Source organism: Dactylosporangium darangshiense (genome assembly GCF_039537565.1).
In the GTDB taxonomy this organism is placed as follows: Bacteria; Actinomycetota; Actinomycetes; order Mycobacteriales; family Micromonosporaceae; genus Dactylosporangium; species Dactylosporangium darangshiense.
The window spans coordinates 160,085-185,738 of the sequence record NZ_BAABAT010000014.1 but is presented as its reverse complement, the minus strand read 5'-3'; the positions used below and the strand labels follow the sequence as shown (position 1 = coordinate 185,738).

General features: G+C 73.1%; 22 protein-coding genes. 14 read left to right on the top strand and 8 right to left on the bottom strand.

Features of this window, described 5'->3' with window-relative positions:
• Positions 1–8: 8 nt before the first annotated feature.
• The 3 genes from ABD901_RS25885 to ABD901_RS25875 all read right to left on the bottom strand — a co-directional run bounded on the left by ABD901_RS25885 (position 9) and on the right by ABD901_RS25875 (position 3,770).
• Entirely contained in the window at positions 9–2,009 is a 2,001-nt protein-coding gene (locus tag ABD901_RS25885) for an MMPL family transporter (RefSeq protein WP_345129948.1), read from the bottom strand.
• A 61-nt stretch (positions 2,010–2,070) separates the two neighbouring features.
• Positions 2,071–2,733, bottom strand: a complete 663-nt coding sequence (locus ABD901_RS25880; RefSeq protein WP_345129945.1) for a response regulator — start codon at positions 2,731–2,733, stop codon at positions 2,071–2,073.
• Positions 2,730–3,770, bottom strand: coding sequence for a sensor histidine kinase (locus ABD901_RS25875; RefSeq protein WP_345129944.1), 1,041 nt, complete (start codon positions 3,768–3,770; stop codon positions 2,730–2,732). Before ABD901_RS25875 ends, ABD901_RS25880 begins: the two co-directional genes overlap by 4 nt.
• A 382-nt stretch (positions 3,771–4,152) precedes the next feature.
• On the opposite strand from ABD901_RS25875, the gene ABD901_RS25870 reads away from it, so the two are divergent.
• The 6 genes from ABD901_RS25870 (at position 4,153) to ABD901_RS25845 (ending at position 11,633) form a co-directional block, all read left to right on the top strand.
• Positions 4,153–6,429 carry a peroxidase family protein gene (locus tag ABD901_RS25870; RefSeq protein ID WP_345129943.1) on the top strand — a complete coding sequence of 759 codons (2,277 nt, stop codon included), beginning with the start codon at positions 4,153–4,155 and terminating at the stop codon, positions 6,427–6,429.
• An 88-nt stretch (positions 6,430–6,517) separates the two neighbouring features.
• A complete protein-coding gene (locus ABD901_RS25865) occupies positions 6,518–6,868 on the top strand; it encodes a hypothetical protein (RefSeq protein ID WP_345129937.1) in 351 nt (116 codons plus the stop codon).
• Between the two features lie 140 nt (positions 6,869–7,008).
• Positions 7,009–8,286, top strand: coding sequence for an ArsB/NhaD family transporter (locus tag ABD901_RS25860; RefSeq protein ID WP_345129935.1), 1,278 nt, complete (start codon positions 7,009–7,011; stop codon positions 8,284–8,286).
• 17 nt (positions 8,287–8,303) lie between these two features.
• The gene (locus ABD901_RS25855) at positions 8,304–8,777 is read left to right on the top strand and encodes a cation:proton antiporter regulatory subunit (protein WP_345129934.1); all 474 of its coding nucleotides are present in this window, start codon (positions 8,304–8,306) and stop codon (positions 8,775–8,777) included.
• A gap of 85 nt (positions 8,778–8,862) precedes the next feature.
• Positions 8,863–9,243, top strand: coding sequence for a hypothetical protein (locus ABD901_RS25850; RefSeq protein WP_345130071.1), 381 nt, complete (start codon positions 8,863–8,865; stop codon positions 9,241–9,243).
• A complete protein-coding gene (locus ABD901_RS25845; protein ID WP_345129932.1) occupies positions 9,240–11,633 on the top strand; it encodes a DUF4132 domain-containing protein in 2,394 nt (797 codons plus the stop codon). The genes ABD901_RS25850 and ABD901_RS25845 overlap by 4 nt, the downstream gene beginning before the upstream one ends.
• 27 nt (positions 11,634–11,660) lie before the next feature.
• Here ABD901_RS25845 and ABD901_RS25840 read toward each other — a convergent pair whose 3' ends face one another.
• Positions 11,661–13,451, bottom strand: coding sequence for a PKD domain-containing protein (locus tag ABD901_RS25840; RefSeq protein WP_345129930.1), 1,791 nt, complete (start codon positions 13,449–13,451; stop codon positions 11,661–11,663).
• A gap of 257 nt (positions 13,452–13,708) precedes the next feature.
• On the opposite strand from ABD901_RS25840, the gene ABD901_RS25835 reads away from it, so the two are divergent.
• From ABD901_RS25835 to ABD901_RS25800, 8 genes are all read left to right on the top strand, one after another.
• Positions 13,709–14,407 (top strand): hypothetical protein, encoded by a 699-nt coding sequence (locus ABD901_RS25835; protein WP_345129928.1) that lies wholly within the window; start codon positions 13,709–13,711, stop codon positions 14,405–14,407.
• Positions 14,408–14,499: 92 nt separating this feature from the next.
• Positions 14,500–15,315, top strand: a complete 816-nt coding sequence (locus ABD901_RS25830; protein WP_345129926.1) for a DUF1775 domain-containing protein — start codon at positions 14,500–14,502, stop codon at positions 15,313–15,315.
• Positions 15,316–15,541: 226 nt separating this feature from the next.
• The gene (locus tag ABD901_RS25825; RefSeq protein ID WP_345129924.1) at positions 15,542–16,630 is read left to right on the top strand and encodes a Pecanex-like protein 1; all 1,089 of its coding nucleotides are present in this window, start codon (positions 15,542–15,544) and stop codon (positions 16,628–16,630) included.
• A gap of 125 nt (positions 16,631–16,755) precedes the next feature.
• Complete coding sequence (locus tag ABD901_RS25820; protein ID WP_345129922.1) at positions 16,756–17,193, top strand: MarR family winged helix-turn-helix transcriptional regulator; 438 nt, start codon at positions 16,756–16,758, stop codon at positions 17,191–17,193.
• Positions 17,194–17,316: 123 nt separating this feature from the next.
• Positions 17,317–18,762: an MATE family efflux transporter gene (locus tag ABD901_RS25815; RefSeq protein ID WP_345129920.1), complete on the top strand. Its 1,446-nt coding sequence runs from the start codon at positions 17,317–17,319 to the stop codon at positions 18,760–18,762.
• 86 nt (positions 18,763–18,848) lie between these two features.
• Positions 18,849–19,517: a hypothetical protein gene (locus ABD901_RS25810; protein WP_345129918.1), complete on the top strand. Its 669-nt coding sequence runs from the start codon at positions 18,849–18,851 to the stop codon at positions 19,515–19,517.
• A 10-nt stretch (positions 19,518–19,527) separates the two neighbouring features.
• Positions 19,528–21,471, top strand: coding sequence for a sensor histidine kinase (locus ABD901_RS25805; protein ID WP_345129916.1), 1,944 nt, complete (start codon positions 19,528–19,530; stop codon positions 21,469–21,471).
• Positions 21,468–22,118, top strand: coding sequence for a response regulator (locus ABD901_RS25800; RefSeq protein ID WP_345129914.1), 651 nt, complete (start codon positions 21,468–21,470; stop codon positions 22,116–22,118). The genes ABD901_RS25805 and ABD901_RS25800 overlap by 4 nt, the downstream gene beginning before the upstream one ends.
• Here ABD901_RS25800 and ABD901_RS25795 read toward each other — a convergent pair.
• The 4 genes from ABD901_RS25795 to ABD901_RS25780 form a co-directional block, all read right to left on the bottom strand.
• Positions 22,084–23,139: an RNA-guided endonuclease TnpB family protein gene (locus ABD901_RS25795; RefSeq protein WP_345129911.1), complete on the bottom strand. Its 1,056-nt coding sequence runs from the start codon at positions 23,137–23,139 to the stop codon at positions 22,084–22,086. The genes ABD901_RS25800 and ABD901_RS25795 overlap by 35 nt on opposite strands.
• A gap of 11 nt (positions 23,140–23,150) precedes the next feature.
• Complete coding sequence (locus ABD901_RS25790; protein WP_345129909.1) at positions 23,151–23,438, bottom strand: hypothetical protein; 288 nt, start codon at positions 23,436–23,438, stop codon at positions 23,151–23,153.
• Between the two features lie 209 nt (positions 23,439–23,647).
• Positions 23,648–24,268, bottom strand: coding sequence for a hypothetical protein (locus tag ABD901_RS25785; protein ID WP_345129907.1), 621 nt, complete (start codon positions 24,266–24,268; stop codon positions 23,648–23,650).
• A gap of 33 nt (positions 24,269–24,301) precedes the next feature.
• The gene (locus tag ABD901_RS25780; RefSeq protein WP_345129905.1) at positions 24,302–25,651 is read right to left on the bottom strand and encodes a peroxidase family protein; all 1,350 of its coding nucleotides are present in this window, start codon (positions 25,649–25,651) and stop codon (positions 24,302–24,304) included.
• Positions 25,652–25,654 lie beyond the last annotated feature (3 nt).

Sequence of the window (25,654 nt, the reverse complement as noted above, 5' to 3'; positions counted from 1 at the left end):
CGCCGGAACTAGTCAGCATGAGGCGGCCGGCTCCGGTTCGCTCCCAGTGGTTGATCTCGTGGGTCATCCACGCCGAGGTGGCCGTCCGGAACCCGGCCGATCGGCACGCCACCGCCCGGCAGTTCCAACAGCAGCGACGGCACCAGCACCGACCGGACCAGCAGGGTGTCCAACAGCACCCCGGCGGCCACGACGACGCCGAGCTCGATCACGAACACCACCGGGACCACGGTGAGGGCGGCGAACGTCGCGGCCAGCACCACGCCGGCGCTGGTGATGACGCCGCCGGTGGCGACGAGCGCGGGCAGTACGCCGTCCTCTCGCACCCGGGACAGCAGGAAGATGTTGTAGTCGATCCCGAGCGCCGTCAGCACCACGAACCCGATGAGGATCGCCTGGTCGTCCAGGCCCGCGAAGCCGAGCACCGGACCGAACAGCAGCCAGCCGCCGCCCAGCGCCGCCGCGAACGACGCCAGGGCGATCGCGACCAGCAGCACCGGCGCCAGCAGCGCGCGCAGCAGCAGGACCAGCACAACGAACAGGACCGCGAGGACGGCCGGAATGACGATCCAGCGGTCGTGGTCGTTGGCCTCCGCGGTGTCCAGGACGGTCGCGGCGGCGCCACCGACGAGCGCGTCCGCGGGCAGGACGGCACGCAGGCGGCGGACGGTATCGGCGGCGGCGGGGCTGCCGGGCCCGGAGGCGAGCACCGCCTGCAGGTGCGTGTCGCCGACCCGGCGCACGCCGGCGATGCCGGGCTCGTGCGGCAATGTCGACATGAGAGCGTCCACGATGGCCCTCGGGGCGACGATGTCGGCAGGGGCGGACGAGCCCGCGGGGAAGTGCATGGCGACGACGCGATCGCCCACGACCGACTCGGGGGCGGTGACGTAGGAGCGCTCGGACGGCACGCCGATCCGGGCGCCGAGCAACGGCACGGCCAGGGCGACGAGCACAGTTGCCGCCGCGATCCAGGCGAGGCGGGGCCGGCGTGCGAGCCTCCCGGCCAGCCACCGCCACGCGGGCGCCGCCGGGGTCGGCGTGCCGGGCAGCGGTACACGCGGCCAGAACACCCATCGCCCCAGCGCGACGAGCAGCGCCGGGTACAGGCTCAGCATCGCCGTCAGCACCACCGCCACGCCCGCAGCGCCGATCGCGCCCAGGCTCCGGGTCGTAGTGACGGATGCGGGCAGCAGGCACAGCAGCCCGCCGACCACCGTCGCGGCCGAGGCTGTGATCGCGGGCGCGGCCCGGCGCAACGCGGTCGCCATCGCGGCCCGCCGGTCGGCGTGGCGGTGCAGCTCCTCCCGGTAGCGAGCGGTGAGCAGCAGCGCGTAGTCGGTGCCGACGCCGAACACGAGCACGGTGAGGATGCCCTGGCTCAGGCCGTTCACGGTCAGGTCGAACGCCCGCACGACGAGCGTCACGGCGCCCTGCGCCGCACCGGCCGCGACCATCACCGACAGCAGCGGCGCCAGCCACAGCACCGGGCTGCGGTAGATGACCAGCAGCAGCGACGCGACGACGGCGAGGGTGACGAGCAGCACGGTGACGTCGACGTCAAGAAACGCGCCGGCGCCGTCGACGAGCGCTCCGGCGGGGCCGGTGACCTGCGCGGCCAGGCCGGGCGGGAGACCGCTGCGGGCCTCGGCGCGCAGCTGTACCGTGCGGTCGTAGAGGGCGTCCAGGTCACGGGCGTCCAGCGGTACCGTCTGCAGCAGCGCCCGGCCGTCGGCGGATTCCTCCACTGTGGACCCGGCGAACCTGCCCTGCACGGCGGAACGGTCCGCGGCGGTGATCCCGGATGCGCGGACGTACACGACCACGGCCGGGAGCGTGTCACCGCCGCGCGCCAGCTCGGCGCGGACCCGCGTCGACTCGGCATCGCGGGGCGCGTAGGCGGCGGCGTCGTTGCGCTGCTCGGCGGAGAGCTGCCCGGCGAGCGGGCCGAGCGCGGCCATGGCGCCGAGCCACGCGACGAGGACCAGCCAGGGAACGAATCTCGACATGGCCGCCACCCTCGCCCGGGCGCGCCCGTCGTGTCGTCGTGCGAGGAGCGGCCTTGCGCGCCTACGCGTCCGGGCGTACGAGGCCGGAGCGGTAAGCGAAGACGACGAGCTGCGCGCGGTCGCGGGCGTTGAGCTTCACCATCGCCCGGCTGACGTGGGTGCGGGCGGTGGCCGGGCTGACCCGGAGCCGGTCGGCGATCTCGTCGTTGGACAGGCCGTACGCGGCGAGCGCGACGACCTCCCGCTCCCGCTCGGTGAGCACGCCGAGGGCCCGGTCGTCGGCGATCCGGGCGAGGCTGGGCGCGGCTGCCCCGGCGAACATCGCGATCAGCCGGCGGGTGACGGCGGGGGCGAGCAGCGCGTCGCCGCGCGCCGCGACCCGGACCGCCTGCAGCAACTCGGCCGGCTCGGCGTCCTTGAGCAGAAACCCGGCGGCACCGGCGCGCAGCGCGGCGTAGACGTACTCGTCGAGATCGAAGGTCGTCAGCACGACGACCCGGGTGCCCGGATCCCCGGCGAGCGCGGCGAGAACGCCGAGGCCGTCGAGCACGGGCATCCGCACGTCGAGCAGCAGCACCGCGGGCCGCAGCTCGCGGACCAGGTCCAAGGCCTGCCGGCCGTCGGCCGCCTCCCCGACGACGGCGATGTCCGGCTCGGACTCCAGGACGATCCGGACCCCGCCCCGCAGCAGGGCCTGATCGTCGGCCACGACGACGGTGATCACCTCGGCAGCCAGGCGTGGACCCTGAAGCCGCCGTCGTCGTGGGGCCCGGCCTCGAGGCGGCCGCCCACGGACGCGGCCCGCTCGCGCATGCCGGCGAGGCCGTGACCGTAGAGGTGCGCTACCGCGGTGCCGTCGTCGGCGACCGTGATGGCAACGCCGTCCGGCCGGTACGCCAGGGTCACCGTCGCCGACTCGGCCCCGGCGTGCCGGGCCACGTTGGTGAGCGACTCCTGGACGATGCGGTACGCGGCGTGGTCGACGTCGCGGCGCAGCGGCGGTGCGGCGCCCGACGAGCGCACCCGCACGGCCATCCCGCCGCGCCCCAGCCGCTCGACGAGCGCGGGCAGCCCCGCGAGCCCCGCGCCGTCGCGGACCCCGTTCAGCGCGCCGCGCAGCTCGGCAAGGGCCTCGCCGCTGGTGTCGCGGATCGCCGCCAGCGCCTGCCGCGCGGTCTCCGGCTGCCGTTCGAACACGTGCAGCGCGGCCCCGGCCTGCATGCTGATCGCGGCCAGCCCGTGCGCTACCACGTCGTGCACCTCGCGGGCCAGCAGCAGCCGTTCCTGGGCGAGGTCCGCGGCGCGGCGCAGCTTCACCGTGGTACCGACGCCGAGCGGCACGGCCAGGCACAGCGCCCAGGCGATGGCGGCGGCGCCGAGGTCACCCGGCGCCGCGAACACCGACGCCCCGACCAGCCCCGCGAACGTCGCACCGCAGGCGAGCGCCGCCCGGCCGGCCGGAACCTGGATTGCGAGCTGGTACATGGCCACGGTCGTGGCGAAACACACCGGCCCGTACGGATAGAACGCGGCCGCGTACGCCGCCGTCAGCACCGCGGTGGCGGCGAGCGTCCATGCGGGCCGTCGCCGGGCGAACGCCAGGGCGAGGCAGATCGCGACGACGAGCGCCAGGCCGCCGGCGTCCAGGGGCCGCATCGGCGGGGCGAGGCGGCGCTGGGCGGCGAACCCGCCGGCGAGCGCCAGCACCAGGAACAGCGCGACCCCGACCGGCCCCGCCGTCCGCACCCCGATCCGGAACACCACCCGACGATACCGACGCCGGGGCGGTCCCGGCCTCCGCCGCAGGACCGAGGGGCCTACGTCGTGGAACGTACGGACGCCCCCGAGCGTGCCGATTGATCGATAAGTTAACAAACCTTACGATAATGATCGACGTCTATTGACCTGTGTCTGGATCGGGTCCAAACTGGCCGCACGGCGCCGACGCAACCGCACGTCGAAACGCAACCCGGCTGGCGTGCGCGATGCGCGCAAGAAACCACATCCAACATCTGCGTGCCGAACTCCCTCGCCGCCACGAGGGCGGCAGAGCGATCCGCCGTGCACCCGATCAATCCACGCACGGATCCGGAGTCGAGGACGCACCGCACGCAAGGCTCATCGAGCCGCGTGGGGAGGAGTCATGTCCCGCTCGCACAACCTTACCCAACCCCCGAGCCATCCGTACCCCGAGCGCCGCCTCCGACGGGCGGTCGTCGCGGTCGCCGTCATGAGCACGCTGACGGGATCGATGGTGATCGCCGCCACCCCGGCGCGGGCCGCCGTCAGCTTCGAGGTCGAGAGCCTCGACGGCAGCCGCAACAACCTCTCCCGCCCGACGCAGGGACAGGTGGGCACCAACTACGCGCGCGTCGGCGCGGCGCGCTACGCGGACGGCCGCAGCCAGCCGGTGACCGGACCGAACAGCCGTTTCGTGAGCAACCGCGTGTTCAACGACGTCCACCAGAACATCTTCTCCGAGCACCGCATGACGCAGTGGGCCTGGACGTGGGGCCAGTTCCTCGACCACACGTTCGGCCTCGCCGACGCCGGCACCGAGACGGCGAACATCCCGTTCAACGCCGCCGATCCGCTCGAGACGTTCACCGACACGCTCGGCGTGATCCCCTTCACCCGCGACCGCGCGGCCGCCGGCACCGGGGTCGGCAACCCCCGCGAGCAGGTCAACACGGTCAGCTCGTACATCGACGCCTGGGCCGTCTACGGCGGCACCCAGCAGCGCCTGGAGTGGCTACGGGACGGGCCGTACGACAACAACATGGCGAACAACGCCGCCACGCTGATGCTGCCGGGCGGATACCTGCCCGTCCGTTCGCAGCGCGGCAACGCCTCCGCAGCGCCGGTCATGGCCGTCGACGGCCGGCTCACGGCGAACCCCGACCGGGCCAGGGTCGCGGGCGACGTGCGGGCCAACGAGAACCTCGCGCTGACCGCCACGCACACGCTCTTCGCCCGCGAGCACAACCGGATCGTGGCCCTGCTGCCGGCGTCGCTCAGCGCCGAGGACCGCTTCCGGATCGCCCGGCGGATCGTGATCGCCGAGCAGCAGTACATCACGTACAACGAGTTCCTGCCCGCGATGGGCGTGGCGCTGCCGCGGTACACCGGCTACAACGCAGGCGTCAACGCGACGCTCAGCAACGAGTTCGCCGTCGTGGGGTACCGTGCGCACAGCCAGATCCACGGCGAGTTCACGGCGGAGACGCAGGCGTCGCGGTACTCCGCGGCCCAGCTCGACGCCTTCCGGGCGCAGGGCCTCGAGGTCGAGGTGGACGGCGCCGACCTGGCGCTCACCGTCCCGCTCAACGTCGCGTTCTTCAACCCGGACCTGCTGCCGGCCATCGGCCTCGGGCCGTTCGTGACCAGCCTGGCCGAGTCGCAGTACCGCAACGACGAGATGATCGACAACCAGCTGCGCAGCGTCCTGTTCCAGGTGCCCGTCCCCGGCAACCCGGGCTGCCTCGACGGACCCACGCTGCCGCAGTGCTTCACGGGCGTCGTGGACCTCGGCGCCATCGACATCGAACGCGGACGCGACCACGGCCTGCCGAGCTACAACCAGCTGCGCCAGGCGTACGGGCTCGCGCCGAAGACCTCGTTCACGGCCATCACCGGCGAGGCCACCGACGCGTTCCCCGCCGGCACCGGCCCCGACAACCCGAACAGCCTCGACTTCCTGCGCACGGCCGACATCGACGGCACGGCAACGGTCGTCGGAGCGGCCGACGGTTCGACATCCGGCGTCAGGCGCAGCACCACCGCCGCGCGCCTGCGCGCCGTCTACGGCAACGTGAACAACGTCGACGCCTTCGTCGGCATGATCGCCGAGCCGCACGTGGCCGGCAGCGAGTTCGGCGAGCTGCAGCGCGCCATCTGGACCAGGCAGTTCCTCGCGCTGCGCGACGGCGACCGCTTCTTCTACGGCAACGACCAGGGACTGACGTCGATCCTCAGCACCTACGGCATCGACTTCCACACGACGCTGGCGCAGGTCATCGCGCGCAACACCGACGTGCCCGCGGCCGACATCAACCCCAACGTGTTCCTGGTCCCCGACGACGACCTGCCGGCCGCGACCTGCAAGATCGCGTACCGCGTCGTCACCACGTGGCCGGGCTTCTTCCAGGTCGACATCGCCCTGACCAACCAGTCGGGTGCGGCGTGGAACGGCTGGAACCTGCAGTGGCAGTTCGCCAACGCACAGAACTTCTCACAGGGCTGGAACGGCACGTTCAGCCAGAACGGAGCGTCGGCGAACATCGCCAACGCCAGTTGGAACGCCACCATCCCGCCGGGAGGCACGCTGACGGGGGTGGGCTTCAACGGCACCTGGGACAATGTCACGGGCGCTCTGCCGGTGAACTTCACGGTCAACGGCAAGCGCTGCGCACTGGGCTAGCACCCTGACCCGACGCCGTATCGACGACCACGCATCACCGCCGGCCGCTGGTAGACTCCACTGTTCAGCGGCCGGCGGGAGGTGCGGAATGAAGACTGCTTCCGCGCTGCGGACCGCCGCCGTCGGGCTCGCCCTGACCATGTGCGCGCTGCTGCTCGGCCTGTCCTACGCGCACAATGCCGTGCCCGGCGACACATTCCAGGTGGTGCGCACGGCGTCCGCGACGGCCGCCACGCAGGGTGCGGACGCGCCACAGGGGCGCAAGCCGCTCAAGGCGCACGACAAACCGCCCGCCGGGCCGCTGCTGCAGGCCACGCTGCCGGACCCGGTGACGGTCGATCCCGGGCCGGGCCGGGCACCGGCGGCCGGGGCCGATCGCATCGTCCAGAGTGGACGGTGCATCGGCACGCCCGGCTGCCGCGGGCCACCCATCTCCTGAGCCACCAGACGTCAAGCCGTGACCCGCCGGGTCGACGGCCTCGTGGTGTTGCCCCTCAGGAGGTCTTCCATGCTTCGCGTACCACTGTGTCCCCGTTTGCTCGTCACCCTCCACGGCCCGCCGGGGCTGCGGTGAGTGCCGTGGCCGCGATCGTGATCTTCACGGTCGCGTTCGCGTTCATCGCCACGGAAAAGATCCATCGCGTCGCGGTCGCGCTCTTCGCGGCCGGGCTGATGGCGCTGCTGGGCCTGGTGCCGGGCAAGGACGTGTTCTTCTCCGAGCACGCCGGCATCGACTGGAACGTCATCTTCCTGCTGCTCGGCATGATGATCATCGTCGGGATCATCAAGCAGACCGGGCTCTTCGAGTTCCTCGCGATCTGGGCGGCGAAACGGTCCCGGGGCCGGCCCTACCGGCTGTTCGTGCTGCTGCTGGTCATCACGGCCGTCGCGTCGCCGTTCCTGGACAACGTCACCACGATCATGCTGGTGGCCCCGGTGACGGTCCTGGTCTGCCGGAAGCTCGGCATCTCCCCGGTGCCGTATCTGATCGCCGAGGCGCTCGCGTCCAACATCGGGGGCGCGGCGACGCTCATCGGCGACCCGCCGAACATCATCATCGGCAGCCGGGCCGGGCTCACGTTCAACGACTTCGTCGTGCACATGGCGCCGATCGTCGTGGTGCTGTTCGTCCTGTTCGTGCTGCTGGGCTGGGTCATGTTCCGCAAGCGCTTCGAGTACCACCCGGAGCGCGTCGCCGAGGTCATGGCCCTCGACGAGCGGGCGTCCATCACCGACCGGGGGCTGCTGGTGCGCTGCCTGGCCGTGCTGACGCTGGTCGTCACCGGGTTTGCGCTGCACGCGGTCATCCACGTCGAGCCGTCCATCATCGCGCTGCTCGGCGCCGGGCTGATGGTGCTCGTCTCGCGGGTCAGCGCCGAGGCCTACCTGGAGGAGGTCGAGTGGTCGACGCTGGTCTTCTTCATGGGCCTGTTCGTCATGGTCGGCGGCCTGGTCGAGACCGGCGTCATCCACCACATCGGCGGCTGGGCGTCCGCGCAGGTCGGTGACGACTACTTCCTCGCCGCGACCGGGCTGCTGTTCGGCTCGGCGATCCTCGGGGCGTTCTTCGACAACATCCCGTACGTGGCGACGATGGCCCCGATCGTCGAGGACCTGGTCGCCACCACACCCGACCCGGAGACCGGGCGCTCACTGTGGTGGGCGTTCGCCCTCGGCGCCGATTTCGGCGGCAACGGTACCGCGGTGGCGGCCAGCGCCAACGTGGTCGTCCTCGGCATCGCGGCCAGGGCCGGCGAGCCGATCAGCTTCTGGAAGTTCACCCGCTACGGCATCGTCACCACGCTCATGACCACGGTCATCGCGTGGGGCTACGTCTGGCTGCGGTACTTCTCATGACCGCCGAGGGAGACATCATGCGAACAGATCACCATCCACTTCCCGGCGTCGGCACCCTGCACCTGCTGCACGCGGCGGACGGTCACCACGTCGGCATCCTGCAGCACGCCGACGAGCGCCGGGAGCTCGTGGTCTACGACCCGGCCGACCCGGACACCCGCCAGACGGGGGTGCTGCTCACCGCCGAGGAGGCGCGGGTCCTCGCCGGCGTGCTCGGCGTGGACGGCCCGACGGTGCACTGCGCGCGCCTCGACCGCTACGCGGACCGGGTGGCCGTGCTGCAGGTCCTCATCGGCGCCGTCCCGTCCGCGGCCGGGCGGTCCCCGGCCGACGCGGCCGTCGACGGCGCGGTCGTCGCCGCCGTCGTCCGCGAGGACGAGGTCATCGCGCCACCGGACCGGCGGCTGCGGCTGCGCCCGGGCGACGTCGTCGTGGTCGTCGGCCGGCCCGACGCGGCGCTGGAGATGATCGACCACCTGACGGCGGCGTGACCCACGCGGTCCGGGCCGGTTCGCCGGCCCGGACCGTCGCGGACCGCGGCGGGCGGCGACCTGGCGTACGCTCCGGCCTGTGATCATGAGCATCCACGACGAGACGGCCACGGGCCGGGTCGTCGGCACGGTGGAGCTGGACGTTCCCGGCACCGTGACGCTGCGCGAGCTGATCCGCCTGCGGGTGCGCGAGGAAGTGGCGCGGTACAACGCCCGGCCGGTCGAGCGCTTCCAGGGACTGGTCCGTCCGACCGCGGCCGAGGAGGACCTCAACGGGTACCGCATGCCCGGCCAGACCCGGATCGACTGGGAGCGGCAGGCCGACGCGGCGGTGGCCGCGTTCGGCCACAACGCGTTCTTCGTGCTCGTCGACGACCGCCAGGTCGAGGACCTCGACGCCGAGCTGTCCCTGGACGAGGCCTCCCGCGTCGCGTTCATCCGCCTGGTCCAGCTGGTGGGCGGGTGAGCGCCGAGGCGCTGGCCGGGCACCGGGACCGGGCCGCGCGGGTCCTGCCGGACGCGCCCGGCCTCGACGCCGCCGCCGTCGAGCACTTCCACCACCGCGTCCTGCCGGACCTGGACGACGAGGCGGTCCGCTCGGTCACCATCGCGCTCGCCGAGCGGGCGTCGAGCGAGCGCGGCTGGGCCTGGGAGGCGGCGCGCCTCTTCCCCGCCCTGGCCGCCCGGCGGCCGGCCTGGACGGCGGCCGACATCGAGCTGCTGTTCGACCTCGCACACCAGGCGTCGGAGAACTCGGTGGTGACCGTGCTCCGGGTCGCGACCGGCGCGGCCGAAGCGCTGAGCCCGGCCGACCGGGGCCCGCTCGTGGAGCGCTTCCGCGGGGCCTGGAAGCTGGTCGACGCGTCCACGTCGCGCGAGGCCGGCGAGCGGGCGCAGCTCCTGCGGCGGCTGGTCCTGCTCGCGGACACCGCATACGGTGGCGCCCCCGCCTGGGCGGGGCGGATCCGCGTCGAGGACGGCTGGAGCCGGGCGGCGGTCCAGCGCCTGGCGGCGACGCCCGGCGCCGACACCGAAGCCGTCGCCGCGCTGCTCGACCACGCCCTGAACCTGACCTCCGGCCCGCGCCCGACCAAGGCCTGGCTGCGCCGGGCGGACGAACTGCTGGACGACCGGCCCGGGCTGGTCGCCCTGCTGCACGACCTGCTCCGGCTCGCACACACCTGCGAGCCCGCGATGATCGAGCGCTGGTACTCGGACTACCGCGTGCGGGTCGGCCCGGACAACACGGACGTGGTGCGCGGGCTGCTGTGGGCCGCGCAGGTGTCGGGCGAGCCGTGGCTGGTCCCGCTCGTGCTGGCGCTGGAGCCGACGCTGCACGAGCCCAAGCCGATCAACGCGTGCTATGCGGTGCTCGGGCGGCGGGCCGACGCCGACGCGATCGCCGCGCTCGTGCGGCTGCAGCGCGCCACCCGGGACCGCGGGAAGCTCAAGCAGATCGCCGCCGCCCTCGACGAGGCCGCCGCGAGCGCCGGCGTCAGCCGCTCGGAGCTCACCGAGCTGACCATCCCCGACTGCGGGCTCGACCGGCAGCGGCAGCGGCGCATCGAAGCCGGCGACGTGACCGCCGTGCTCTGCATCGACGACCGTGCCCGGGTCCGCGTGACCTGGGAGCACGACGGCACGACCACGACGACGGCCAAGCCTCCGGCCGCGGCCGGGGCGCAGCTGACGGCCGAGGTGCGCCGCGCCACCACCGAGCTGAAGAAGACCGTCGCGGGCGAGCGGGAGCGGCTGGAGGACCTGCTGGTCGAGGAGCGCGAGTGGCCCTTGCCGACCTGGCGGCAGCGGTACCTCGAACATCCGGTCACGGGCAGCCTCGCCGGCCGTCTCCTGTGGACCGTCACCGATGACGGCCGCCGCTGCACCGGCCTGCCGGACGCGGACGGTCACTTCACGCTGGCCGGCGGCGACACGTTCGAGCCGGGCGCCGATGCGCGGGTGCGGCTGTGGCACCCCGTCGACGCCGACCCGCAGGAGGTGCACGCCTGGCGCTCGTACATCCTCGCCCACGAGCTGGCCCAGCCCTTCAAGCAGGCGTTCCGCGAGGTGTACCTGCTCACCCCGGCGGAGGAGGGGACCCGCGTCCACTCCAACCGGTTCGCGGCGCACGTCCTGCGGTACCACCAGGCCTATGCGCTGATGAAGGAGCGCCGTTGGGGCAGCAACTACCTGGGCGGCTGGGACGGCGGCTACTCCGGCGAGGCGAAGCGCGAGTTTCCCGCGTCCGGGCTGACCGCCGTGTTCCACCACGAGCAGGCGGATGACGACGGCGGCCGCGACGCCGTGCAGTTCTGCACGACCGACCGCGTCCGGTTCGAGCGGGGCCGCGGCCGCGCGCGCCAGGACGTGCCGCTGGCCGAGGTGCCCGCGCGGGTCTTCGCCGAGGCGATGCGCGACGTCGACCTGTTCGTCCGGGTCACCTCCATCGCCACCGACCCGACCTGGGCCGACCGCGGCACCGACGACGCGCGCCTGGGCTACTGGCGGTCGTTCGCGTTCGGCGAGCTGACCGCCAACGGCCAGGTCCGCCGGCAGGTGCTCGAGCACCTGCTGCCCAAGCTGAAGATCCGCGACCGGGCCCGGCTCGACGGCCACTACCTCGTCGTGGAGGGCCGCCGGCACACCTACCGCATCCACATCGGCAGCGGCAACATCCTGATGTCCCCGAACGACCGCTACCTGTGCATCGTGCCGTCCGGCACGGCGAAACCCGCCGGCGTGCGCTTCGTACCGTTCGAGGGCGACCTGATGCTCTCGGTCGTGCTGTCCAAGGCCCTCCTGCTGGCCGACGACCACAAGATCACCGACCCGTCGATCCTCAGCCAGCTCGGCTGAGGATCGACGGGCACACGTGCCGAGCGACTACCAGTGCTGGGGCGGCGGGACGGGCGAGCCGTCGTCCTCCCAGACGTTGCCGGTCCACACGTTGCCGGGGCTGGTGTCGTCGAAGTCGGTCACCGGACCGTAGCCGCCGCACAGACCGTTGCTGCCGCGCTGGAACACGTTGTTCTCGTAGCTGATGTGGTCGCCCTTCGGGAACGGCGACGTCGTCTTGTCCCCGCCGTACGTACAGAAGGCGAGGTCGGTGTTGGCCACCAGGTAGTTGTTGGCGATGCGCACCCGCGACGCGGTGGCGAAGTTGGGGATCAGGTTGATGTCACCGGTACAGCCGCCCTGCAGGTTGTTCATCGGGTGGTCGCAGGCGACGGTGTTGTGCACCAGCTCGATGCACCAGGTGCCGGTGCAGCCCGCGCCGCGGGTGCCGTCGGACAGGAAGCCGCCGAGGTGCCAGTCCACGTCCTCGGGCATGCCCTGGCCGTGCAGCCACGAGTCGGTGATGCTGCAGTGCAGCGACTTCTCCTCGCAGGCGGTGGCGGTCTCGCCGCCGTGGGCGTTGACCCGCAGCAGCGTGAGGTTGCCGCAGCAGATCGCCTGGATCTGCCGCACGCCGATGTCGACCTCGGAGTCGGTCATCGTCAGCGACCAGGCGTCGGCGCCGGGGTTGTCGACGTCGAGCCAGATGACGCCGTTGACCTTCGACTTGGTGATGGTGACGTTGGACGCCCGGATGATGAGGTCGCAGTTGACGGTCTGGGAGTCGATGACCGTGTCGTCGGCGGTGATCGTGCACGGCCCGGTGTACGTGGTGAGCGTCGTGCCGGCGGGCACGCCCGTGTTCGTCGGGCCGGGCCAGCCCGCCGTCGGGCTGCTCACCGTGACGTAGCCGCTCTTCGTGACGCTGTCCGAGCCGCCGGCGTTGGTGGCGGTCAGCGAGACGCTGTACGTGCCGGCCGCGGCGTAGGTGTGGCTCGGGTTCTGCGCGGTGGACGTGCCGCCGTCGCCGAACGTCCACGCCCATGAGGTCGGCGCGCCCGTGGACGCGTCGGTGAACTGCACGTTGAGCGGGGTGGTGCCGGACGTCGGCGTGCCGCCGAAGTCCGCCACCGGGGCCGGCGTGCCTCCGCCCCCGCCGGCCTTGAACGCGGCCAGCTGCATGATCCAGGGGCCGACGTTGGTGGCTGTGGCGCTGTACGACCCGGTGGCCGCGACCGCGCGGTCCTGGGTGATGTCGCCGTTGCCGGTGATGATGCGCGACGTGTACCCGGTGCCGGCGGCGGAGTAGGCGCCGCCGCTCATGCCGGCTGCGAAGAGCAGGTCGTCGGCGTTGGTGGTGGCGACGGTACCGCTGTCGCCGTCCCCGGTCGCCCCGCTGTCGCTGGCGCCGGCGTCGAAGCCGCTGACCCCGCTGTACTCGCTGACCCGAAGGTCCACATAGGACGCCGGCTGGTCGAACGTGACGGTGACGGTGTCGGCGCCGGCGGCGATGCCGGTCGCGTAGTAGATGGCCTGGGACATGCCGGCACCGCGGTAGGTGGCGATCGCCGCCTGGTAGGTGTTGCCGGCGCTGTCGCTGACGGAGGCGATCGACGCGGTGGTGTCGGTCCACCCGATCGCCAGGATGTTGGTGTTGCCGGCGGTCTCGTCGTCGGCGAACGGGACGCTCACCGACGACTGCGGCGTCGGCGGCGTGACCCCGGCGACCTGGACGAACGCCGGCGCGTCCGCGAACGCGGCGGTGCCCGGCACGAGGCCGAGCGCGGTCACGGTCGCGGCGATCGTCGCCGCGGCCAGTAGCGGTTTCCTGCGTGGCACTGGCTGTTCCTTTCGGCTGAATCAACCGAGCAGGGACTGTGACGGGATCATCGCTGACCGTCACATCGGTGATCCTATTAATCGCGCCGAGTGCAGAACAGATCACGAAAGGCGAATATCCGATTGCGGACTCAGCGACCGGCGGGGCACGTCCGGTCGTGGTACTGGGCCGAGATCCCGGCCGGATCGATCCCTCGAGCCCTTTTCCACGTAGTGGTTGCTGGCGAGTCAGTCGGCCGGTTGGGGAGGATGGGCTGGTGTCGATAGCCACGGTACTGCTGCGGATCGTGACGGCCGGAAGCGTCGCGGCGGCGCTGGCGGGGTGCTCGGGCGGCTCGGCGCCGGACGGCGGCAGGTACACGACCGCGATGCTGCAGGCCGGCGTGCTCCAGCCGGCCGATGTCGGGTCGACGTGGAAGCGGCCCGAGCAGTCGCCGCCGGCGACGAGCCTGATGCCGCTCTGCCCGGGGGTCGCGGGCCGGCCGCCGGTGCCGGGCTCCCCGACCGTGGTCGCCGCGTCGATCGCGGACGAGGGCGACAAGGGCGCTCAGGCGTTCGACCAGCTCGGGCTCGTGTACAAGGACGCGGCCGCGATGGACGCGGCGTTCACGTCGCTGGAGGACGCGATGGACGCGTGCCCGCCGAGCGCGTCCAAGAGCGCCGGGCCGCGCGACGACACGGCCGAGGCCGGGTACACCGAGACGAGCACGATCGAGCCGCTGACCTCGGGCGGGTGGACGGGCTTCGTGGCGGTGCGGCACAAGGTGTACGAGCCGGGGAACCCCGGCACCGCCGACGTCGCCGTCGCCGTGGTCGGCCAGGGCAACGCGATCGTCGTGGCCAGCTACGCGGCGTACTGGGTGGGTCAGCACAACACCGGGCCGGAGTTCACCGCGGACTGGCGCCGCCTCGTCGGCACCGTCCTGAGCCGGGTCGACGCGAAACGCGCCGGCTGACGCCTCGCGCCGGTCCGGGCACTGTAGGTCACGGCGAAAAATTCTTGGTCGAGGGCTTGAACTCTTCGACCTTCGCGCCCGAACAACCTGGCGTGGAGTCCATTCAGGCGGAGTGTCGCAATCGTCGGCGGTGGCGCGTCCGAGCGGCCATCGCCGGGGCCGGTTTCGCGGCCGTCCTCGGCCTGGCGGCGCCGGCCTCGGCCGACGTGTCCGTCACGCCGAGTGAGGCGGACCAGGGCGGCGCCGCCGACCTGACCTTCCGGATCACGAACGAGAGCCGGACCGCCTCGGTCACCGCGGTCGAGGTGCAGCTGCCGGCCGACACGCCCATCGCCGAGGTGTACCCCGTGTCGGTCGCCGACTGGGCACCGGCGATGACGAACGTGAAGATCGACAAGCCGGTCGAGTCGCTGCACGGGTACCAGATCACGGACGTCACGACGGCCGTGAAGTGGGTCGCGATGCCGGACAAGGCGCTGGCGCCGGGCGGCACGACGGAGCTGTACCTGGCGATCGGGCCGCTGCCGGCCGTGGCGCAGCTGTCCTTCGGCGTCGTGCTCACCAATTCGGACGGCACGCAGGTGCGCTGGACGGGTGCGCACGGCGAGCGCACCGCGCCGGTGCTGGTGCTGAAGGCCGCGCCGGCGGGCCAGGGCGGGCACGCGGCCGGGCACGGCGGCGCGACCCCCGAGGCGACGGCGGCTGCGGCCGCGGCGGCCGGCGACGGCGACGGCGCGGACAAGGGCGGTGGCTCATATCTCGGCTGGAGCCTGCTCGCATTGCTCCTCATCGCCGCGATTTGCATTTTCGGCCTGGTGCTCGACCGCCGCAGAGCGGCCGCTCCCGCCCCGCAATCCGCTCCGGAAACACCGGCGGAAGACAAGAGCATGGCCGAATCCGTTTCTTGACGATCGGCATCATCAATCAATTTCCAATGGGCCTTGGGCTGCCCAAATGCGTAAACTCCGGCATTCTTTCGACAGGCTTTAGAGTTCTTTAGTTTATCCTCCGGCACTTGACGATGGTCAATCAAGAATCCTACTTTGAAATCCGGAAACCAGGTCGAGCCGCTTTCCGGCCAGTGCCGGCGGCGCCGAGCATTCGGCGCCTGATAGGAATGAGAGAGGTTCCGTCATGCGAAGGTTCGCCGCACCGCGGCAGTGGGACGAAGAGCCGGACGATTCGCACGAGGACAGGCCCGGAGTCTTCCGCCGCCTGCGACTGGTATCAGTCGGCGCGGCGGTGCTCGCCTTCTTCGCCGGCCTCCTGGTGACCCAGATCTCGGATGCGGCCACCTCCCGATGGCCGCAGCGCGGTGGCGGGAGCCAGGCCTGCCCGACGATCACCGGGCGAGCGCCCGCGACCGGCGCCGCGACGGGCCGCTCCTCGTCCGCGAAGGCCTCCGCCAAGCCCTCCGCGAGCGCCTCGGCCGACAACGAGGCCGCCGACCCGGCCGCCGGCGACGTCGCCAAGCCCGGCCAGACCGCCGGCGACGTGAACGGCGGGACGCAGAACGGCCGCCAGGTCACCAACCACGTCGGCGACGGCCAGGTGGCGGGCCGGCCCAGCTGGCGGCGCGTCAACCCGCACTGCCCGACCCCGCCCGCGGTCCCGCCGACCACCGGCGGCAACGGCAGCACCGGCGCACCGAGCGCCGGCAGCAGCACCGGCGTCACGCTGGACACGCTCGGCAACGACTGCAGCCAGAGCAAGCTGCTGGCGCACGACGGCTTCCAGAACGCGCCGCGGTGCGTGAGCACGGCGTTCGGCGAGGTCAGCAGCCAGGACAAGAACCCGACGCTGCTGATCACCAGGGCGCCGCAGCGGGTCCGGGTGGGCCAGACGTTCACCATCGAGGTCAGCACCCGCAACCTGGTCCGCGACCGGTTCCTCGGCGCCGCGGCGGGCGGCTACTACCTCGAGAGCGCCTTCCTGACGGCCGAGGGCCTGACCCGTGGGCACTTCCACACCGCGTGCCGCATGCTGGCCAGCACCCGCGTCGCACCGGACCCGAGCGTGGCGCCGGCGTTCTTCGTCGCCACCGAGGACAAGGGCGGCGGCGCCCAGCCGGACGTCGTCACCATCAACATCACGGGCATGCCCACCGCCGGCACCGCCCAGTGCGCGGCCTGGGCCGGCGACGGCTCGCACCGCATCCCGATGATGCAGAAGGCCAACGAGACCCCGGCCTTCGACGCGGTCCGGATTACCGTCACCAACTGACGCACGCCGCCTTGGTCCAGACGTAGGGACGGATCCCCCCCGTTCCACGTCTGGACCAAGGCGCTTCCGCGGGCCGGATAGTTCGAGCCTTGACAGTTAGAACTCTAACGGTTAGCTTTCTAAGTATGGAAGCACCGAAGCTCACGACCACGCTCGAGCTGGTCCGCTGGATCGGATGGGCGCAGCGCAAGGCCGCCGAGGACTGGGTCCGGGCCCGCGAGCTCACCTTCGAGCAGGGCTTCGTCCTGGGGTATCTCGTGCAGAACCCCGGTGCGATCCAGCGCGACATCGCGCAGATGAGCCGCACCAGCGCGGCCAGCGTCACGAGCCTGCTGCAAGGGCTCGAGCGCCGCGGCCTCGTCGAGCGCCGCACCGAGCGCGGCGACGAGCGCAGCAAACGGGTCTACGCGACACCGGCCGGCGCCGAGCTCATCTCCGGGCTCGAGACCGCGATGGCCGACGCCGACGAGAGCATCCTCGGGCCGTTGAGCCCGGACGAGCGGGCCGCCCTGCACGCCCTGCTCGTGAAGATCGCCGCGGAGCTGCCGCAACCGACCCGGTAGTAACCGGGGAATCCCCGACGTCTTTCCCCCGCGCCGGCGTCCGCCGTCGCGCGATCCAACCTGCCCGCAAACGCGCCGGCCGACGCCGTCGCGCGCTGGAGCCTGCCCGGAAAAGGAGCCACCATGAGCACCTCGACCCTCGACGCCACCGTGAAGGCCGACGCCGTCGGCACCAACCGCTGGTACCTCTCGGCCGCACCCATCGCCCGGGCGCTGGTGCACCTGTGCGTGCCGATGGCCGCCGCGATGATCGTCGGCGCCGTCTACAACGTCATCAACGCCGGCTTCATCGGCTCGCTGCACGACACCGCGCTCCTCGCCGCGATCACGTTCGGCACGCCGCTACTCGGCCTCGTCATGGCGGTCGGCGGCGTGTTCGGCGTCGGCGGCAGCGCGCTCATCTCACGGCTGCTCGGCGCGGCGGAACGCGATCCCACCAGGGCCGGCGAGATCAGGCGCGTCTCGTCGTCCGCCCTCTGGGGCGCGGTGATCGCCGGTGCGGCGCTCGGCGGCGCCGGGCTGCTCCTGCTGCACCCGCTCGTGTCGCTGCTCGGCGCGGATGCCACCGCCGCGCCCGCGACGAGCGCCTACGTCGCCGTCATGCTCGCCTTCGTACCCGTGCTCGCCGCCGCGTTCTGCCTCGAGCAGCTCGTGCGGGCGGAGGGCGCCGCGCGCCAGGCGATGATCGGGCTCATCGCGTCCACGGTCGCCAACCTCGTGTTCGACGTCCTGTTCATCCTCGTGCTGCACTGGGGCGTCGCCGGCGCGGCGCTGTCGACCGGCCTCGGCAACCTCGTCAGCGTCGCCTACTTCGCCTTCTGGCTGCAGCGGCACAGCGAGCACGTGAGCCTCGCGCCGCGCTGGTTCACGCTCTCGCCCGCCGTGCTGAAGCCCGTCTTCGGCGTGGGCGTCGGCGAACTGCTCCAGTCCGCCCTCCTGATCGTCACCGCACTGGTGCTCAACCGCCTCGCGGTCGCCTACGGCGACGGCCCGCTCGCCGCCATGGGCGTCGCGGTGCGCATCGCGCAGGTGCCGGAGTTCCTGGTGATGGGCGTCACGATCGGCGTACTGCCGCTGCTGGCCTACTCCTACGGCAAGGGCGACCGCGGCCGGCTCATGTCGGCGCTGCGCGGATCCGCGATCACGGTGGGCGCCATCGCGCTGGTCTTCTCGACCACGGTGTTCGCCTTCCGCGAGCAGGTGCTCTCCGCGTTCTCCGCCGACCGGTCGGTCCTCGGCATCGGCGTCACGATCCTCATGGCGCAGCTCGTGGCGATGATCGTGAACGGGTTCCGGGGCCTCATCACGTCGCTGTTCCAGGCGACCGGGCGCTCGGCGCCGGCGATCGTGATGTCGATGGCGCAGGGCGTCCTGTTCATCCCGATCGTGCTCCTCGGCAACCTCTGGTTCGGGCTGCCCGGCATCATCTGGGCGCTGACCGTCACCGAGGGCATCGTGTTCCTCGTCGGCGTCGCGCTGTGGCTCGCCTCGCGCCGCGCGATCGACCGCGGCCTCGCCGAGGGCAGCCCGGAGCGCGCCGAGGACGCGCTCGAGCCGGCCGAGGCCTGATCCCCCGCCCGCCCGGGACAAAGTTCCCGGGCGGGCGGGACGCTCGGGCGGTGCCGGCCGGGTCGGGGACCCGGGACGGTACCGCCATGACTACTTCAATGATCGTGCAGCGCACCGGCCGCGGCTGGGCGCTCGCCGGTGCCGCCGGCGGGCTCGTCGGCCTCGTCGGGCTCTTTGCCGGGACCAGCCTGACGGCCGACGTCGGCGACGGAATCAAGGACAACGCGCTCGTGGTCGCGGCGGTCGCCGGGCAGCGCGGCTATGTGTGGAGCACCCAGGTGGTGTGCTTCGTCGTCGCGGCGCTGCTGCTGGTGTTCGCGGCCGGGCTGCGGCGGCACCTGGCCGCGCAGGAGCCGGCCGGGAGCCTCGTGCCCGCCGTCGCGGCCGGCGGCGTCGGGCTCGTCGCGGTGCTGCTCGTCGTCGGCGGCGGCATCTGCACCGAGCTGTACTGGGCCCTCGGCGAGCCGCAGCGGTGGGACCCGGACACGATCGCCGGGCTCGTCGAGGTGTACAACACGCTGCCGTGGCTGTGGGCCGGTGCCGGGATCGCGGCCGGCGCGGTCGCCGTCGGCGGGCTGCGGCACGGGTCGGTGGCGCGGTGGCTGGCGGTCGTCAGCGGGCTCTGCGCGGTGCTGGTGGCGGCGACGCAGGCGTTCCCGGCGCAGTACGGCGCCCTGTTCCCGGGCAGCGTGTGGGTGCTCGTCGCCGGGATCGGCTTCGCCGCCGCCGGGCCCCGAAAGACGCACGTCGACTAACGTGCGAGCGATGAGGGCGGGGGCGTTGGGTGTCGCGGGCCTGGCCCTGGTCGTCGTGGCCGGCGCGCTCGCGGCGCGCAACGGCGCGCCCGCCGCCGAGCTCGCCTACCTGCCTGCGGTCGCGGCGTGCGCGGTCGCCGGCGGGCTCGTCGCACAGCGGCGGGCCCGCAACCCGGTCGGATGGCTGCTGCTGGGCAGCGCGCTGTCGTTCGCGGTGCTCGAGACCTGCGGGCAGGCCGCCGTCGCCGGCGTCACCGCGCTGGCCTGGCCGCAGACGTGGCTGTGGGTGCCGGCGAACCTCGGGCTGGCGCTCGCACCGGCGTACTTCCCCGACGGGCGGCTCCTGCGCGGCTGGCGCTGGCCGGTGCGGGCGCTGTGCGCCCTCGCCGTCCTCGCGGCCGTCACCGGCGCCGTCCGTCCGGGCCCGAACGACCAGGTGCGGCCGCAGGCGCCGGCGAACCCGCTCGGCGTCGAGGCGATGGCCGGTGCCGCGGCGCTGGCCGAGACGGCGTTCACGATCGCGGCCGGGCTGGTGTTCGTGGCCGGCGCCGCCGTGGTGGCCCGGCGCGCGTTCGGCCCCGACAGCGTGCGGCGGCAGCAGGCGCGCTGGCTCGGGTACACCTGCGGCATCGTGGCCCTCGTGGTGCTGGCGCGGCTGGCGGCCGGCCTGCTCGACGCGCGGCCGGCAAACGTGTGGCCCTCCGCGGACGCGCCGTGGGACGTCGCCGGCGGGCTGTCGATCGCACTCATCCCGGCCGGGATCGGCGTGGCCGTCCTGCGCCACCGGCTGTTCGACATCGATCTGCTCATCAGCCGTACCGCGGCGTTCGCCACCCTGACCGCCCTCGTCACCGGCGCCTACCTGCTGGCCGTCGGGGTGCTCGGCGCGTCGTCGGTGCTGGCCGCCGTCGCCGCCGCGCTGGTGCTCGGCGGGCTGCGGCAGTGGCTGCAGCGCAGGGTCAACCTGCTGGTGTACGGCGAACGCGACGACCCGTACACCGTCCTCGCCCGGCTCGGCGAGCGCCTGGCGGCGGTCCCCGACCCCGGCGCGATCCTGGCCGCGAGCACCGCCACGGTCCGCGAGGCGCTGCGGCTGTCGTACGTCGGCATCGAGGTCGCTGCCGGCCCGCTCTACGAGCTCGGGACCCGCCCCGCCGACCCGGTCACCGTCCCGCTCGTCGCCGCCGGCGAGCCGGTCGGCGCGCTGCGGCTCGGCCCCCGCCCCGGCGAGACGGCCCTCGGCCCGCGGGACCTGCGGCTGCTGACCGACCTGGCCGGGCACATCGGGGTGGCGGTGCAGGCCGTGCGGTACTCCGCGGCGCTGCAGCGCTCCCGCGAGCAGCTGGTCATGGCGCGCGAGGAGGAGCGACGGCGGCTGCGCCGGGACCTGCACGACGGGCTCGGCCCGACCCTGGCCGGGCTGACCATGCGCGCGGAGGCGGCCCAGGAGGTCGACCCCGACGACGCCCGGCGGCTGCTGGAGGAGATCGTCGCCGACGCGCAGACCGCGGTCGCCGACGTGCGGCGGCTCGTCGAAGGGCTGCGCCCGCCCGCCCTGGACACCCTCGGGCTGGTCGGGGCGCTGCGGGCGCACCTGGCCGGGTGGCCCGCCGCGGACGGCCCGCGGGTCAGCCTCGACGCCCCGGCGGCGCTGCCCGGGCTGCCGGCGGCGACGGAGGTGGCGGCGTACCGGATCGCGGTGGAGGCCCTCGCGAACGCCCGGCGGCACGCGGGCGCGACCACGGTGCGCCTGCGGCTGGGCGTGCACGACGATTGGCTGCGGGTGAGCGTGACCGACGACGGGCGCGGCACGACAACGGGACGGGACGAGGGCGGGGTCGGCATGCACTCGATGCGGGAGCGGGCGGCGGAGCTCGGCGGCGAGCTGACCGTCGGCTCGTCCCCGGGCGGCACCAGCGTGTCGGCGCGGCTGCCGCTGGGGGCGGGGCGATGAGCGAGCCGGTGCGGGTGCTCGTCGTCGACGACCACGACCAGTTCCGGGCCGGGCTGCGGGCACTGCTGTCGACCAGCCCGGAGGTCGACGTGTGCGGTGAGGCGGCCAGCGGCGAGGAGGCCCTCGCCGCGCTGCCGCGGCTGCAGCCGGACGTGGTGCTGCTGGACCTGGTGATGCCGGGCATGGGCGGCATCGCCGCGACCGAGCGGATCGCCGCGACGATGCCGCACGTGCGCGTGCTGGTGCTGAGCATGGCCGACGACGACGATTCGGTCTTCGCCGCCGTGCGGGCCGGCGCGCGCGGCTACGTGCTCAAGGGCGCCCGCCGGGTCGAGATCATCCGGTCGATCCGGGTGGTCGCGGACGGCGAGGCCATCTTCGGCCCGGCGATCGCGACGCGGCTGATGGGGTACTTCGCCTCGCTGGACCGCACCGCACCGGACCCGTTCCCGGAGCTGACCCAGCGGGAGCGGCAGATCCTCGCGCACATCGCGCGGCACCTGACGAACCCGCAGATCGCCGAGCGGCTGGGCGTGTCGCAGAAGACGGTCCGCAACCACGTGTCGAACATCTTCACCAAGCTGCAGGTCGCGGACCGCGCCCAGGCCATCGTCATCGCCCGCGACGCGGGCCTGACCGGCGACTAGTGCTGTGACCACAAACGTTCACCGGGTTGGGTGGGTGTTTGTGGTTCCTCGCCGCGGGGTTGCGGTCGAGCGACTCCCCACCGGTGGTGGGGCGGGCCTCAGCCGGCCAACCGACCCTCCGGCCGACCACGCCCACCGCCGCTGCTGTTGCTGGTGGTGGGTGTGGTCGGCGGGGGTCACGCCGGGACGGTCCGGCACCGGGAAGGTGCCGTCCCGCTCGACGGTGCGTGAGCACACGCGGCAGGACCGCCGCGGTGGTGGTGTTCCCGCTGCCCGGGGTGCGGGTGGCGATGGTGGCCGCCGCGAACAGGTCGCGGTGGCCGGAGATGTTGCAGTGGGTGCAGGTCATGGTCCGCCCGGCCGGTTTGCGGATGCGGCGGCGGCAGGCGGGGCAGGTGGAGGAGGTGCCGCGCTCGTCGACCAGCCGCAGGCTGATCCCGGCGAGTTCGGCCTTGTCGCGCAGGATGGCCATGCTCCGGCCGATCTGCCACTGCCGCAGCCGCAGATTGTGCCGCCGTCCCGCGTCGTGTTCGAGCACGCCGCGGGGGTCGCCGACGGTCAACGTCCCGATCCGCTGCTGGACTGCCCAGGCGATCACGGTCTTGGCCGCCTCGTGCTGCGCTTGCCGCACCCGGCGGCGGTGCCGGCCCTCGACGAGCCGGGCCCGACGCCGGGCCTTGCGCCAGCGGCGTGACCCGCGCTGCCCAGGTTTCGGTGCGTGTGCGGCGGTGGCGTGGCGGCGGGCCTTGGTGTCGGCTAGGTGCATCCGGTGCTCGGCGCGGATCGCCCGCCCGGACACCAGCAGTCCCTGCCCGTCGGGGCCGGCGACGGCGTAGGGGTGGATGATGCCCAGGTCGACGCCGGCGACCCGGCCCGGGTCCGGTCCGGCACCGGCCGGGTAGGTGGCGATCGGGACTTCAGCAGTGACCTCCACCCACAACCGGCCGCCGTCATGCAGCAGGGTCACGGATCGGACCTGCTCGGTGGGGTAGGGCACCGTCCGGTCCAGCCGCAGCCGCACCGCCGGCCGGCCTACGGCAGCCGCAGTCGGCGTCCGTCGAGGGTGAAGGTGCCGTGATACCAGCGCACCGGCACCAAGCCCCGACGCCGCCGCGGAAACCGCGCCGAACTGTCACCGGCCCGGCGGCGTTTCGCCGCGGCGAACCAGGCATCGGAGTAACGGCGCAGCACCGAGCGGGCCCCAGTACTGTCCAGGTCCCCGAACGTCCCCGGCCCTGACGCGGCCAGCTCCCGGCACAGCCCCTGATACGACACCAGCGGCGCATCCCGGCGCTGGCGTCGCCACGCATTGACCTCCATTACGCACGCCCACACATCACCGGCCGACCGCAGCAGCCCGAAACACCGCCGCCGCTGCGCCGCGGTCAACCGCAACCCGACCCGAGCGGTGCGATACACCACCCGCGGCGCATCCAGGTCACGGCGGCGAGGCATGCCCACGGTTTAGCACACAGGTACGACAGAATTCGGTCGCCACGCCGACCCGGCCAACGTTTGTGGCCACCGCACTAGCGGGTCAGGGCCTGCAGCACCCGTGGGAGCAGGGCGACGTTCCAGGCGCCGTTGGGGACCTGGATGCGCGAGCGCTCCTTCTCGCCGTGGTGCGCCAGCAGGTGCAGGTAGGAGTTCTCGCGGCGGACCCCGGCGTACTCGGGCCACGCGATCGTCCTGCGCAACAGGCCGCCCTTGTGGATGCCCTGCGGATCGAGGCGCAGGCCCGACATCTCGACCGCGGCGCCGCCGCGCACGGCCAGGACGGCCTCGGTCACCACGCGCTCGCCGGCGTGCTGCACGACGAGGTCGACGGCCCGGCCCCACTGCTCCTGGTAGGCGTTGCGCGTGGCGTGGTCGACCCGCGTCTTCAGCGGGCCTGTGGTTCCCGAGAACATCATGAACGTGGCGGTACGCCGAGCGTCGCCGACGCCGATCGAGAAGCTCGTGTGCAGGTACGCACCGTTCACGTGCTGGTCGACCGCCTGATAGAGCACGCGGGTGATGTCGGGCCAGCGAAACGCGCTGCCGCTGACGGAGACGCCCTCGTCGGTGATGGTGAGGCGGGCGGTGCGGGCGCGTCCCGGCCTCGCCTCGAGCTCGAGCCACAACTGGGTCACACCACAGTGGCGTTCCATCCCGTTCCACCGTTACCCAGCGCGATGCGCGGGTCACCCCGCGAGGGTGATCAGATCGCTGATGCCGAAGGTCGCGCCGGCGGCAGGGAGGCTCGGGGACCAGCCCGGGTCGAGGGACAGGTAGCTCGCCGGGTCGGCGCGCAGCAGGCCGATCAGCACCTCGGCCACGATCCGCCCGCCGACCGGGCCGAGGCGGTCGCCGGCGCCGCGGCACTCGGCCTCCTTCAGGATGTACAACCACAGCGGAGTGCCGCCCGGCCACGCCTGGCCCAGCTCGTCGGGCGTCAGCGGTGCCACGCCGATCAGTTCGGCCACCGCCTCGCCGCTCGGCAGGCCGGTGCTGCCGCCGCGCAGCAGGTCGCGCGAGGCTAGGGAACGGTGCGCGGCGGCCGACACCGCGCCGGTCACCCGCTCGGGCAGGCCGATGAGGCTCGCGGGGAGGCGGCCGTCGAGGCGCTTGGCCCGCTGCGCCGGCGGGCGGCCGGGCACGTCGAAGATCTGGGAGAGGTCGAGGCGGCGGTCCGGCGCCGGCGGGCCGAAGCCGGCGAGGTCGGGGAAGAGCGGGAACTGCGGGCCGCCGGCGACCAGGCGGTACGCGTGGCGGATCTGGCCGTGCCCGTAGCGGTAGGCGGCGTCGGCGAACTCCAGGGGGATGTACGCCCCGGCCGGATGCGGGGTGAAGAACCGGCCGCCCTCGGCCAGCATCTCGTCGACCAGCGCCCCGCCCACCAGGCGGGGCAGGAACTCGTGCACGACGATCCACTGGTAGTGCCAGATGAGGGTGATCCGCGCGCGGTCGAAGACGTCGGGCTCGGGGACGTCGTTGGAGCGCAGGAGGTCCACGAGGCCGTTGTGCGCGTGCAGCAGGGCGACGTGCAGGGCGAGGGAGAACAGGTGCACGTCGTTGCGCGGGTCGCCGATCAGGGCCACGCCCTGGCGGTTGCGGGGCACGTCGCCGCCGTCACGCGACAGCAGGAACTTGGCCGGGTCGTCGAGGTCGAAGAGGTACGGCGCGCCGATCGGGCCGTCGGCGTAGATCATCTCCAGGTTCAGCCGCGGCGCGCGGGCGTTGCGCAGTGCCTCGGGGTCCACGCCGCCCGCTACGGGTGAGCGGTCGGCGGTGATGTCGTGCGCGACCAGCTGGCCGAAGAACGGCCACCCGGCGGCCTCGGTGGCGTCGTCGGCCGGGCACTCGCACGCCGACGGGTCGGCGGCACACACGCCGCCGTTGTCGCCGGCGCGCATCAGCAGGCCGGGGTCCGTGACCAGCGGTTCGAGGCCGGGGAACATGTGGCCGTACCGCGCGGCGCCGATGGGCCGGTCAGCTGCGCGGACCCGGCTCAGGCACTGGTCACGCGCGACGGCGGCGAGCAGCTCGGGCACGTC